At 65.5% G+C, this 13,017-nt stretch carries 12 protein-coding genes; 8 read left to right on the top strand and 4 right to left on the bottom strand.

What is annotated here, in order from left to right; translation table 11 throughout:
* Together QZY06_RS05190 and uvrA are read right to left on the bottom strand one after the other, a co-directional pair.
* On the bottom strand, positions 1-921 hold a 921-nt coding region (locus QZY06_RS05190; RefSeq protein WP_295681120.1), incomplete at its 3' end, for a Rieske 2Fe-2S domain-containing protein.
* Positions 922-1,023: 102 nt separating this feature from the next.
* Positions 1,024-3,855 (bottom strand): excinuclease ABC subunit UvrA, encoded by a 2,832-nt coding sequence (gene uvrA, locus QZY06_RS05185; protein ID WP_295681115.1) that lies wholly within the window; start codon positions 3,853-3,855, stop codon positions 1,024-1,026.
* Between the two features lie 81 nt (positions 3,856-3,936).
* Here uvrA and QZY06_RS05180 point away from each other — a divergent pair, with 81 nt between their 5' ends.
* Complete coding sequence (locus QZY06_RS05180) at positions 3,937-4,971, top strand: ELM1/GtrOC1 family putative glycosyltransferase (protein WP_295681112.1); 1,035 nt, start codon at positions 3,937-3,939, stop codon at positions 4,969-4,971.
* A 1-nt stretch (position 4,972) separates the two neighbouring features.
* Here QZY06_RS05180 and QZY06_RS05175 read toward each other — a convergent pair whose 3' ends face one another.
* Complete coding sequence (locus QZY06_RS05175) at positions 4,973-5,902, bottom strand: hypothetical protein (protein WP_295681108.1); 930 nt, start codon at positions 5,900-5,902, stop codon at positions 4,973-4,975.
* A 41-nt stretch (positions 5,903-5,943) separates the two neighbouring features.
* Here QZY06_RS05175 and QZY06_RS05170 point away from each other — a divergent pair, with 41 nt between their 5' ends.
* From QZY06_RS05170 to ssb, 7 genes are all read left to right on the top strand, one after another.
* Positions 5,944-6,837, top strand: coding sequence for a hypothetical protein (locus QZY06_RS05170; protein WP_295681105.1), 894 nt, complete (start codon positions 5,944-5,946; stop codon positions 6,835-6,837).
* 54 nt (positions 6,838-6,891) lie between these two features.
* The gene (locus QZY06_RS05165; RefSeq protein WP_295681102.1) at positions 6,892-8,631 is read left to right on the top strand and encodes an ABC transporter ATP-binding protein; all 1,740 of its coding nucleotides are present in this window, start codon (positions 6,892-6,894) and stop codon (positions 8,629-8,631) included.
* Positions 8,621-9,367: a hypothetical protein gene (locus QZY06_RS05160; protein WP_295681099.1), complete on the top strand. Its 747-nt coding sequence runs from the start codon at positions 8,621-8,623 to the stop codon at positions 9,365-9,367. The genes QZY06_RS05165 and QZY06_RS05160 overlap by 11 nt, the downstream gene beginning before the upstream one ends.
* A 30-nt stretch (positions 9,368-9,397) precedes the next feature.
* Positions 9,398-9,742 (top strand): hypothetical protein, encoded by a 345-nt coding sequence (locus QZY06_RS05155; protein ID WP_295681096.1) that lies wholly within the window; start codon positions 9,398-9,400, stop codon positions 9,740-9,742.
* 77 nt (positions 9,743-9,819) lie between these two features.
* Positions 9,820-10,956 (top strand): hypothetical protein, encoded by a 1,137-nt coding sequence (locus QZY06_RS05150; RefSeq protein WP_295681093.1) that lies wholly within the window; start codon positions 9,820-9,822, stop codon positions 10,954-10,956.
* Positions 10,953-12,155, top strand: coding sequence for an MFS transporter (locus tag QZY06_RS05145; protein WP_295681088.1), 1,203 nt, complete (start codon positions 10,953-10,955; stop codon positions 12,153-12,155). Before QZY06_RS05150 ends, QZY06_RS05145 begins: the two co-directional genes overlap by 4 nt.
* Before the next feature lie 16 nt (positions 12,156-12,171).
* A complete protein-coding gene (ssb, locus tag QZY06_RS05140) occupies positions 12,172-12,672 on the top strand; it encodes a single-stranded DNA-binding protein (protein WP_295681083.1) in 501 nt (166 codons plus the stop codon).
* A gap of 69 nt (positions 12,673-12,741) precedes the next feature.
* On the opposite strand, the gene QZY06_RS05135 is transcribed toward ssb, so the two are convergent.
* Positions 12,742-13,017 (bottom strand): TolC family protein (locus tag QZY06_RS05135; protein WP_295681081.1); only part of this gene is annotated, 276 nt, incomplete at its 5' end.

The following is a 13,017-nucleotide window of genomic DNA, read 5'->3' as shown; positions in this document are numbered from 1 at the left end:
CCAGATCACGTGGATCATTCCCGGGATCGGCGGCTTGCGAATCATCATCAGGCCGTAGGTCTGGTTCTTACGCTGTGCTGAGTCGGTCGGCCAGTAGCAGTTCCACAGATCCAGCGCCGGCTCGTCGACCGGGCTGCCGGCAGTCCAGAACTGCAGGGTCTGGTACGGGTACTGGGTGCGGATGGTCATCTTGTCGATGGAGCCATCGCTGACCTTCGCAGCGCCCTTGCGGTTGATCATGAAACGCTCGCCGAGTGGCTGCTTGCCGGCGGCGCGGGAGAAGGTGTAGTCGCATTCCACCCAGCCATCGCCGCTGCGCAGGTCGATCATCGTGGCGCGGATGCTGCCCATCAGGCTGCGATGCAGGAACTGATGGTTCATGTCCATCAGGTTCTCGTGCATGAAGCTCCAGTGGCAGCCGATGGTCCGATCCAGGGTGCGGGTCTTGTACTCGGACTTGGCGAACGTGGAGACATCCGGGAATGCGCCATACCCGGCGGCCGAGAGATCGCCCGGGTAGACGAACACGAAGCCGTAGGCCTCGCGCGCCGGGTAGCTCTTGACGCCGTTCGGCAGCTGCTTGCCTTCATCGAGATACGGCACGTTGACGCAGGCGCCAGTGCGGTCATAGGTCCAGCAGTGGTAGTGGCACTGCAGACGTTCGCCACGGACGACGCCGAGGCTCAGCGGCACCTGACGATGCGCGCAGCGATCTTCCAGCGCGAACAGCTCGCCCTTCTCCGGCCGCACCAACGCGATCGGTTCGCCGGCGAAACTGACGGCCAGCGATTTGCCAGTCTTGAGTTGCTTGGAGCGTGCCAGCGGGTACCAGAAGTTCGGATCGAGGCCGGACTTGCGCAGGTCGGCGGCTTCGCGCTTCGGTGCGGGGGCATGGCGGCGGAGGGCGGTGATCGAGGACATGAGTACAGCTCCGGAAAGAATCAAAATTTTCGGAAAAGAGCCTAGCACGAGGCTTCTTTATGCTCCCTCCCCCGCTACGCAGGGGACGGAGACCAGCAAGGTCTAGCCCTTCAGCAGCGGCTTCAGGAATCGGCCGGTATGCGAGCGCTTGTTCTTGGCGATGTCTTCCGGCGTGCCGGCTGCGACGATCTCGCCGCCGCCGCTGCCGCCTTCCGGGCCCATGTCGATCAGCCAGTCGGCGCGCTTGATGACATCGAGGTTGTGCTCGATGACCACCACGGTATTGCCGGCATCACGCAAGCGATCGAGCACCTTCAGCAGCTGGGCGACGTCGTGGAAATGCAGGCCGGTGGTCGGTTCGTCGAGGATGTACAAGGTCCGGCCGGTGTCGCGCTTCGACAGTTCCTTGGCCAGCTTGACTCTCTGCGCTTCGCCGCCCGAGAGCGTGGTCGCGTTCTGGCCAAGCTTCACATACGAAAGGCCGACGTCGAGCAGGGTTTCCAGCTTGCGGGCCAGCGCTGGCACCGGCTTGAACAGCGCCAGCGCGTCTTCGATGGTGAGATCGAGCACGTCGTTGATGCTCTTGCCCTTGTAGCGGATTTCCAGGGTTTCGCGGTTGTAGCGCTTGCCCTTGCAGGTATCGCAGGTGACGTAGACATCGGGCAGGAAGTGCATCTCCACCTTGATGACGCCGTCGCCCTCGCAGGTTTCGCAGCGGCCGCCCTTGACGTTGAAGCTGAAGCGTCCGGCTTCGTAGCCGCGTTCGCGGGACTGCGGCACCTGCGCGAACAGCTCGCGGATCGGTGTGAACAGGCCGGTGTAGGTCGCCGGGTTCGAGCGCGGCGTGCGGCCGATCGGCGATTGGTCGATGTCGATGACCTTGTCGAGGTGCTCCAGGCCTTCGATGCTGTCGCAGGCCGCGTGGCGGGTGCCGGCATTGTTCAGCGCCCGCGCCGCGTAGCCGAGCAGGGTGTCGTTGATCAAGGTCGACTTGCCGGAGCCGGAGACGCCGGTGACACAGGTCATCAGACCGATCGGAATCTCGGCAGTGACGCCCTTCAGATTGTTGCCGCGAGCATTGCGCAACACGATCTGCTTCTTCGGATCGCGTTTGCCGCGAAGCTTCGGCACCGGAATGCCTTCTGTGCCGGACAGATAGCGGCCGGTCAGCGATTTCGGGTTGGCGATCACCTGCGCCGGCGTGCCCTGGGCGACGATGTGACCGCCGTGGACGCCGGCACCGGGGCCGATGTCGACGACGTAATCGGCCTGACGGATCGCTTCCTCGTCGTGCTCGACGACGATCACCGTGTTGCCGATGTCGCGCAGATGAACGAGCGTCTTCAGCAAGCGTTCGTTGTCGCGCTGATGCAGGCCGATGCTCGGTTCATCGAGCACGTAGAGCACGCCGACCAGGCCGGCGCCGATCTGCGAGGCCAGACGGATGCGCTGCGCTTCGCCGCCGGACAGGGTTTCCGCCGAGCGCGACAAGGTCAGGTAATCGAGGCCGACATTGTTCAGGAAGCCGAGGCGCGCGCTGATCTCCTTGAGGATCTTGTCGGCAATCTCGCCCTTGTGGCCGGGCAGACTCAGTTTCTGGAAATGCGCTTCGGCGTCGCGCACCGATTTCGAAACCACGGTCGGCAGGCTGGTGCCGTCGACGAAGACGTGGCGCGCCGAGCGATTCAGACGCTCACCCATGCATTCCGGGCACGGCTTGTCGGACAGATACTTGGCCAGTTCCTCGCGCACCGCGGCCGATTCGGTTTCCTTGTAGCGACGCTCCAGATTCGGCAGCACGCCCTCGAACTTGTGGATGCGGGTGACCACCTTGCCGCGCTCGTCCGGGTACTCGAAGGCGATCTTGTCGTCACCCGAGCCGTACAGCACGGCGGTGCGCGCCTTCTCCGGCAGCTTCTGGAACGGCTTGTCGGTATCGAACTTGTAGTGCTTGGCCAGCGACGAAACCAGCGCCCAGTAATAGGGATTGCGGCGGTCCCAGCCGCGGATCGCGCCGTCGGCGAGCGAGGCATCCGGATGGGTGACGACACGGTCCGGATCGAACACCTGCAGCACGCCGAGGCCATCGCAGCTGGCGCAGGCGCCGCTCGGCGAATTGAACGAGAACAGACGCGGTTCGAGATCTTCCAGCGAGTAGCCGCAGTGCGGGCAAGCCATGCGAGCGCTGAAGGTGATGTCCGGCGTCGCGGCGGCAGTCGTGTGCGGGGCAACCAGCGCCAGACCATCGGACAAGCGCAGCGCGGTCTCGAAGGATTCAGTGATCCGCTGTTTGATGTCGGGTCTGACTTTGAAGCGATCGACGACGATCTCGATGTCGTGCTTCAGCTTGCGGTTCAGGGTCGGCGCTTCGTCCAGCTCGTAGACCTTGCCGTCGATGCGCGCGCGAACGAAACCCTGGGCGCGCATCTGATCGAACCATTCGGCGTGCTCGCCCTTGCGGCCACGAACCACCGGCGCCAGCAGCATCCAGGCCGATTCGGCCGGCAGTGCCAGCACGTGGTCGACCATCTGCGAAACGCTCTGCGCTTCCAGCGCCACCGCCGGATGATCCGGGCAGTACGCGGTACCGACGCGGGCATAGAGCAGGCGCAGGTAATCGTAGATTTCGGTGACGGTGCCAACCGTCGAGCGCGGGTTGTGCGAGGTCGATTTCTGCTCGATCGAGATCGCCGGGCTCAGGCCTTCGATCGAATCGACATCCGGCTTCTGCATCATCGACAGGAACTGCCGCGCGTAGGCCGACAGGCTCTCGACATAGCGGCGCTGGCCTTCGGCGTACAGCGTGTCGAATGCCAGCGAAGACTTGCCGGAACCGGACAGCCCGGTGATGACGATCAGCTTGTCTCGCGGCAGCTCCAGCGAGATGTTCTTCAAATTGTGCGTGCGCGCACCGCGGATGCGGATCGAATCCATGACGGGAAAGATTAGTGAACGCTGGGGGCAATCGAGCACTATACGGAACTTGCCGCCCTCCCCGCCCATGCTCGAGTTGCAGTGACTGATTTCCCGTCCCGCGAAACGCCGGCGCGCCAGCCGCTGGTCTGGCTGATGATCGGCAGCAATGCGGGTGAGACCGGCCAGCTGCGTGTGCTGGGCCGGGCCTTGGGTTGGCCGTGCATCGAGAAATCGATCGATGGACCCGGTCCTGCGCCGGCCATCGGCGAAGCCTGGCCGGATCTGGTGATCTCGTTCGGCAAGGGTCTGCGTGCTGCAACAAAAGTGGTCGCGCGCAGCGATCGGCGCACCCGGCTGGTGCACCTCGGCCGGCCGCGCTGGGTCAGGCTGGACGCGATCGATCTGATCATTCCGATGCCGCAGGACCGACTGCCGGCGGCGGTCAACGTGTTGCCGATCCGCATGTCCTTCAATGATCGGATCGGTATGCCCGATGCAGTGTCTGCCAACGTATCGTCCGGCGGCTGGCAGGACCTGCCGCGGCCGTGGACGGTGGTGCTGGTCGGCGGCGCGACCCGGCACTTTCGCTTCGACGAGGATGACGCCCGGAAGCTCGGCACGCTGGCCAGCCGGCACGCCCAGGCGAGTGGCGGCAGCCTGCTGGTCACCACCAGCCCGCGCACCGGCGCCAGCACTGCGCAGGCCTTGCGATCCGCGCTGCAGGCGCCGCATTTCTTCTACGAGTACCGGCGCGGCGACGATGCCAATCCGCTGCCCGTCTGGCTGCAGCAGGCCGACGATCTGATCGTCACCGGCGACAGCGCCTCGATGCTCGCCGAAGCCTGGCGCACCGGCCGGCCGGTGCAGGTGCTTCCGCTCGCCGGCCACAGCACGCCGATGCGTCGCTGGCTGGCCGGCCTGCAGCGGCGTTGTCCGAAGGTGCTCTACGCCTTGCTGCTGAAGCGCGGCATCGTCGCTGCGCCGGTCGATCTGGCGGGCTGGATCGACGAACGCATCGCCGAGGGAGATTTCAGCGTGCTCGGTCAGAACGATGTCGGTCGCCAGAAATTAAGGCGTGCCGATGACGATCTGGCCAGAGCGGTGACCAGGATTCGCAGCCTGCTGGACCAGTAGGTCAGCCGGCTCGCCGCGCCAGTTCGACGCAAGCCAGTGCATCGGGGCGCAGATGGCGTCGAGCCATTTCGTCTTCGAGGAAGCGCTGCGAGAACACGCCGAGGTCGAGGCACTCGCCGACCAGCCGGAAGAAATGCTGCTGCTGGGCAGGATCGGGATGAGTCTTGTAGCGGCCGTTCGGCGCATCGCCGGCCACCAGACGGTTGCCGACCCGGCGCAGGCGTTGCTTGAGCCGCTGCAGACGGCTGCGGCCGTTGGTTACGAATTCCGCGGGCAGGCCGCTTTTCCAGGGCTGGGTCTTGCGGTTGGTGTTGTGCAGCATGCGGGTGTCCGGTGCCAGCCGATCGAAATCGTTCCAGACCGTTTCCAGCGCGCCGACCGAGCCAGCGGGCTCGTCGAGCAGCCACATCCAGTCCCGATAGTCGCGGCTGCCCTCGAACAGTTCGCCGAACTGCCGCTCCGCCTGCCAGTGCGAAAGCTTGGCGCAATCGAGCAGCATGACGCTCGATGCGAAATGCTCGGGTTCACCGGCCTTGGCCGGGATCGCGCGCGCCAGCACCGCGTGCGACTGCATGTCCCGCTCCAGCAGTTCGTTGATGTCGCCGATCGCGAAGATGTCCGGATCGATGACCACCGCCCGCCCCTGATAGCCCATCTCGGCCGGCACCGCGAAGCGCAGCGGCGTGAACGACTGCAGGTCATTGGCATCCCAGACCACCGGCAAACCCTCGCGCCGATAGGACTGGCCGTGACGCTGCTCGATGAAGGCGTGGCTCTCGGCCTCGATCAGGCGCACGTCGAAACGCTCGGGATGGGCGCTGTTGCGCTTCAGCGCATGGCGGGCCACTTGCGCGCCGACGATCTGCCGAGCGTTGGTGTGGATGAAGACGGTAGGACGCATGCTGGCGAGTGGGTTCAGATCGAAAGACACGCGGATCATCGTGGATTTTATTGCATCATGCGGTGCAGAAAATGTTCGTTCCCGCTCGAGGTCGCCCCATCCGCACGTTCGCCGCAGTCACCACCTGCCATGCCGCCGGCTACGCCGAGCATGGGCGGCGCATGGTTGAAACCTTCGGTCAGCACTGGCCTTCCGAAGTCCCCCTGCTGCTGTATGCCGAAGGCTTCGTACCGGATCCAGCGCCGTGTCTGCAGGTTCATGACCTGCTGGCCGACTGCCCGGAACTGGTGGCCTTCAAGGCTCGCCACGCGGACAACCCGCTGGCGCATGGCAAGACCCGCCGTTTCCGCCCGAAGCTGGCGCTGAAGGCCAAACCGCCGTGGATCAAGATCAAGGGCCGCAACTGGGGCGACGGCTATCGCTGGAACGCGGTGCGCTTTGCCCACAAGGTCTACGCGATTCTCCACGCCGCCCGTCAGGTCGACGCCGATGTGCTGATCTGGATCGATGCCGATACGGCCTTCTTCGCCGATGTCGATCTCGCCCGGCTGGAGCGCTACATGCCGCCGGATCGGATGGTCGGTTTCCTGGAACGGCCGCGCAACACGCATACCGAGTGCGGCTTCGTCAGCTACAACCTGCGGCATCCCGGAGTTCGTCGTTTCCTGGACGAATTCGAGGCGATGTACACCCAGGACGAATTGTTCAGCGAGTACGAATTCCACGACTCCTTCCTGTTCGATGTCGTGCGCCGCCGGGCCGAGGCGCGCGGCGATCTGGGTCATGACATCGCCGAGGGCATCGGCCACCGCGCCAGCCACGTGCTGATCAATTCCTCGCTCGGCGAGTTCATGGATCACATGAAGGGCAATCGCAAGGAAGCCGGCACCAGCCGCGCCGACGATCTGGTGGTCAAGCGCGACGAAGCCTACTGGCAGCGGATGAAAAAGCCGGATCAACCCTGAAGCGATTGCTGCAGCCGCGCCGTCAATCACGCCTCCCCACGATTCAAGCGATTCATGTCGACCCGTTCCCCCGCCTTCGAACATTCAGGCTCGCGCTCCCTGCTGAGGATCGCCGCGGCCATTCCCCTGCGCCGCAACATCGTGGTGATGCTCTGCCTGTCGTTCGCGAGCATCGCCGAAGGCATCGGCATCGCCACCCTGCTGCCGCTGATCGCGGTACTCGGCGATGACGGCTCGAAGACCAATGCGCTGAGCAAGGGCGTGCTCGGCGTCCTTGATCGCCTGCATCTGCCGCACGATCCGGCGATCCTGCTCGGCATCATCGCCGCCGGCATGCTGCTCAAGGCCGGCCTGATGCTGCTCGCGCTGCGCCAGGTCGGCCATGCGGTAGCCGATGTCGCGGCCGGCATGCGGCTGGGCCTGATCGAAGCGCTGCTGCATGCCCGCTGGAGCTATTACGTGCGGCAGCCGGTCGGCCGCTTCTCCGGCGCGCTGGGCGGCGAAGCGACGCGGGCCGGCGAGGCCTACAACGCGTTGAGCCTGATGTTTTCGCTGTCGGTGCAGGCGCTGGTCTATCTGCTGATCGCCGCGCTTGCCTCGTGGAAGCTCGCAGTCATGGCGATCCTGGTCAGCCTGATCATGATCGGCTCGCTGAACCGCCTGCTGGCCGTCGCCAAGCAGAACGCCCGGGTGCAGAGCGGACGCCTGCAGTCCCTGCTGGTGCGGCTGACCGACGTGCTGGTCGGCATCAAGCCGATGAAGGCGATGGCCCGGCATGCGCGCTTCAACACCCTGTTCCAGCAGGATCTGAAGGCCATCCGCAAGGCTTCGCGCCGGCAGGTGTTCTCGAAGAATGCCAACAAGGCGCTGCAGGAACCGATCCTCGCGCTGTGTCTGAGCATCGGCATCTTCGGCGCGCTGCGGGTGATGCAGCTGCCGATCGGCGAAGTACTGATCATGAGCCTGCTGCTGGCCAAGATCGTCTCGATCGTCGGCAAGGCGCAGCAGGAATTGCAGAACGTCTACGCCGCCGAAAGCGGCTTCTTCCTGGTCCGGCAAGCGATCGAGGACACCCAGCAGGCGCGCGAAAACGCCCACGGTGGACAGGCCCCGACCTTCACCGAGGAGCTGCGTTTCCGCGACGTCTCGTTCGCTTTCGATGGTCACCGCATCCTGCGCAACGGCAGCTTCATGCTGAAGGCCGGCGAAGTGGCGGCGCTGACCGGCCCTTCCGGCGCCGGCAAGACGACGCTGGTCGATCTGCTGCTGGGCCTGCATCAACCGGATGCCGGCGAGATCCTGATCGACGGCGTACCGCTCGATCAGCTCGATCTGATGCGCTGGCGCGCCATGACCGGCTACGTGCCTCAGGAGCTGATGCTGTTCAACGACAGCATCGCCACCAATGTCACGCTCGGCGCGCCCGAATTCAGCCGCGACGACGTCGAACGCGCACTGCGCCAGGCCGGTGCCTGGGATTTCGTCGCCCGGCTGCCGGAAGGCATCGATACCAGCGTCGGCGAGCGCGGCAGCATGCTGTCCGGTGGCCAGCGCCAGCGCATCGCCATCGCCCGCGCGCTGGTCCACCAACCGCGCCTGCTGATCCTCGACGAAGCCACCAGCGCGCTCGATCCGGGCACCGAAGCCGGCATCGTCGACAACGTCTGCGCACTGGCCCGGAGCACGGGGCTGTCGGTGCTGTCGATCTCGCATCACGCCGCCTGGGTGGACGCGGCCGAACGGGTAATTCGTCTCGAAGGCGGGGCTCTGACCGAGACCCGAGTTGGCGTCTAAGGACCGCGACCGACCTCATCTGCTGTTCGCGCCGTACTACAAATGGGGCGGCAGCAGCGAGTTCGTTCGGGCCGTGACTCTTGCGCAGGCCGCCCAGCGACGCTGGCCGGCGGCGACCATTGAATTCCTGCTGCCCGGCGGCGCCGAAACCCGGCACGACTGCCCGTTCCCTGTCACTTTCAACGACATGCATCTCGACAAACCATCCCGGATCAGCTTCCTGAACCGGGAGATCAGCGAGCGCCGTCCGCATCTGGTGATCTTCGATTGCTACAGCCATCCAGCGGTGCTCGATCAGTGCCGCGCCGTCGGCGCACGCGCCGCCTATGTCGCCGATCAGCCGGGAACCTGCAAGCGCGCCTTCGAATGGCCCTGGCTCTGGCGGCTCGATGCTCACTGGCAGCAGCGCCCTTATCTGACCTTGCAGGCATTCACGCACGGGCAGCAGCTGCTGTCGGCGATCAGCAGCACGCGGCGCGCGATCTTCGATACCTACTTCGACGACCAGATACCTGATCTCCGCAGCTTGCCGCCGGAGATCCAGACGCGCCTCGATCAACCGTTTGCCTTGCTGGTGCCGGGCGGCGGCGGTTATCGAGTCGACGGCCGCTATGTCGGCGACATCTTCCATGCCGCGGCGGAACGGCTGCATGCGGCCACCGGCCTCGATGCGATCACCGTGCTCGGGCCCTTGCACCAAGGGCCAATTCCGGAGGGACGGACGCTGGCCATCTAGGCGCTGAACCTGCCCCAGCTGCTGGCGCTGATGCAACGGGCCCGAATCATCGTCACCAATGGCGCTACCGGCGCGCTACATCAGGCGCTGGCCTGCGGCGCCGCCTGCGTCGCCTCGCCGCTCGGCGGTTCCGACCAGCCGGAACGGATCAGGCGTTATGCCAGAGCCGGCCTGCTGCTGGCTGCAGCACCGGAAGCCGCAGCGCTGGCGAAAGCCGCTGAAAGACTGCTGACGGCCGAAGGTGACCCGATCCGCGAGCGCGTCTCCGCCCTGAAGCCGGTCAATGGCATTCCGCTGATGATTCGCCTGATCGACGAGCAACTGCAGTTGCGCGGCGTATCGACGGCGAGCGGCGCAGGTAAACCGCTACCATAGCGGCCAACTCCGGCACCCCCGATTGGCCCGCCGAGCACCGCTTCAACGCCGCCCGCGGCGTCTTCCCGCGCCTCCGAATGAAAGTCGTCTTTCCGTACATCGCGCAGACCCACCAGATTCCGCACAGCTTCCCGATCGCCGCCGAACTGGCGACGCAGCGGCCGGACTGGGCGGTACATATCGCTTGCTCCACCGACGAGCAGGAACGCCTCGTCCGGCGGTTGATGGGCTTGTACCCGAAGGCCCGGCTGCGCATCGATCGCCTGCGGATCAGCTGGCTGCAACGCCTGTATCAGCGCCTGCGTGGCGAAGGCATTCCGCCGAAGACCCTGGTGCTGATCGGCAACCGCCGCTATTTCCGCCGCTTCGACGCGCTGGTGGTGCCCGAGCGCACCTCGCTGCTGCTGAAGAAACTGCGCCTGCCGAAACTGAAGATGATCTGGACCAATCACGGCGCACCCGGCCGCGCCGTGACCTACGCCGACGACCTGATCGAGTTCGACTACCTGCTGCTGGCCGGCGAGCGGCAAGCGGCGCGGATGCGCGAACAGGGCACCTTGCGCGAAGGCCTCTACCACGCCGGCTGTTACGCGAAGTTCGATCTCGTCGACCGGCTCGATACCCAGCGTCGCCGGCTGTTCGACAACGACCGTCCGACGGTGCTCTACAACCCGCATTTCGAAGCCGGTCTGTCGTCCTGGCCGAAGCATGGCTTCGCAGTGCTCGAGCACTTTGCGCAGTCGAAGGACTGGAACCTGATCTTCGCGCCGCACATCCGCCTGTTCGATCGCCGCGATCCTGCCACCCAGGCGCGGCTCGATCGCTACCGCACCTTGCCGCATGTGCTGATCGACACCGGCAGCGATGCCTCGATCGACATGACCTACACCCAGGCCGCCGATGTCTATCTCGGTGACGTGTCGAGCCAGATCGCCGAATTCATGGTTCGGCCCAGACCTTGCTTGTTCATCAACAGCCACGACGCTGCGTGGCAGAACTCGCCGGACTATCTGTTCTGGCAGCTCGGAACCGTGATCGCCAACGTCGACGATCTGGACGTGGCGCTCAGCGATGCAGTCGCCAACCATGGCCACTGGATCGAACGCCAACGCCAATACTTTCGCGACACCTTCGACGCCGACCCGGAAGCCATAGGCCGTTCGGCCGCCGCAGGCGCCGCTGCCATTGCGAGCTTCCTGGAAACCAGCCGATGAATCGCGACGAAATACGCGCCACCGCAGGCCTCAGCGTCATCTATTCGCTGCGCATGCTGGGAATGTTCATGATTCTCCCGGTGTTCGCGCTCTATGCCCGCGACTTGCCGGTACCGGCCACCGCCTTGCAGATCGGCCTGGCGATCGGCCTGTACGGGCTGATTCAGGCAGCGCTGCAGATTCCGTTCGGCTGGCTCTCGGATCGCATCGGCCGCAAGCCGGTGATGGTCGGCGGGCTGGCGCTGTTCGCGCTCGGCAGCGCGCTGGCCGGTGCGACGCACGACATCCACTGGATCATGGCCGGACGTGCGCTGCAGGGCGCCGGTGCGATCTCGGGGGCTGCGTCCGCCTGGCTGGCCGACGTCACCCGGCCGCAAGTACGCAGCACCGCGATGGCGATCCTCGGTGCCGGGCTCGGCGTCTCGTTCATCCTGGCGCTGGTACTCGGGCCGATCGTCGCCGGCTTCATCGGCGTGTCCGGCATCTTCGATCTGACCGCCGTGCTCGCCACCGCGGCGATTCCGCTGGTGATCTGGGGCATTCCGGCAGCGCCGAAGCTGCCGCCGGCCGGCGCACCGGCCTCGATCCGCGCCGCCCTCGCCGATCCGCAACTGCTGCGGCTCGATGCCGGCATCTTCCTGCTTCACGCGACGATGACCGCCGTGTTCGTGGCCTCGCCGCTGGCGCTGGAAAAAACTCTCGGCCTCGCCGGCAACGAGCACTGGAAGGTCTGGCTGCCGCTGCTGCTGGTGTCGATCGTGCCGGTGTTCCCGCTGTTCCGGATTGTCGAAAAGCGCCAGATCGCCAAGCCGATGTTCATCGCCGCGGTCACCGCCCTGACGGTGGCGATGCTGCTGGCAGCCGGCGCCTGGCAATCGAAGACTGGCCTGGTCGCCGCCCTGTTCCTGTTCTTCCTCGGTTTCAACTACCTGGAAGGCGCCCTGCCCTCACTGATTTCCCGGAGAGTGCCGCCGGAACGCAAGGGCGCGGCGCTCGGCGTCTATTCCAGCGCCCAGTTCCTCGGCGGCTTCGCCGGCGGCTCGCTTGGCGGCATCACGCTGGGGCACTTCGGCGTGGCCGGGGTGTATGCAACCGCGGGCGCGCTGGCGGCGATCTGGCTGATAATAGTTGGGACGGGGGCCTCTGGCCTCGCGGTTGCTGACCGAGCAATCCCGGCCCCGGAACACACGACAAATTGAGCAGCACGGAGGCGATATGGCATCACGCGGCGTAAACAAGGTCATCCTGATCGGCAACCTCGGCAAGGACCCTGAAGTGAAGTACTTCCCGAACGGCGATGCGTTCTGCAACCTGACCCTCGCCACCTCGGAGTCGTGGAACGACAAGGCCTCCGGCGAAAAGAAGGAAAAGACCGAGTGGCACAACGTAGTGTTCACGCGGAAGCTCGCGGAGATCGCCGGCCAGTACCTGAAGAAGGGCGCCAAGGTCTACGTCGAAGGCTCCCTGCGCACCCGCAAGTGGCAGGACAAGGAAGGCCAGGATCGCTACACCACGGAAATCCTGGTCAACGACATGCAGATGCTCGACGGCCGCAGCGGTGGAGGCGGCGGTGGCGGCATGAGCGACGACGACTACAGCCAGCAGCCACCGACCCGTACCTCGCCACCAGCCCGCAGCAGCGCCCCATCGCGCGCGCCGCAGCCGCAGGCAGCACCGGCGGCCGAGCATTTCGAGGATGACGACATCCCGTTCTGATCGGGCTGCGCGTCTCTGCTACCAATGACCCCCTGGCGACAGGGGGTCATTTTTTGTCTGCCCGCCGGCTCAGTAACCGCCGCCCAAGGCCTTGAACAAACCGATCGCCGCAGTCTGCTGCGCGAGCGAGGCTTGCACCAGGCTGTCTTCGGAACTGAGGCGGGTGCGTTGAGCGTCGAGCAGCGTCAGCAGGTCGTCGGCGCCAGCGTCGTAGCGGGTGCGGGCCAGCTGGTAGGCCAGCCGGGCCTGTTCGGTGGATTGCTGCAGCAGCGCGGCGCGCTGCTCGTTGGTGCCGACGGCGACCAGATTGTCTTCGACGTCCTTGAGCGCCAGCAGCACGGTCTG

It is taken from the genome of uncultured Nevskia sp., from assembly GCF_903885465.1.
Taxonomy (GTDB): Bacteria; Pseudomonadota; Gammaproteobacteria; order Nevskiales; family Nevskiaceae; genus Nevskia.
The sequence above is the reverse complement of the archived record's forward strand: the minus strand, read 5'-3'. Positions and strand labels throughout refer to the sequence as shown.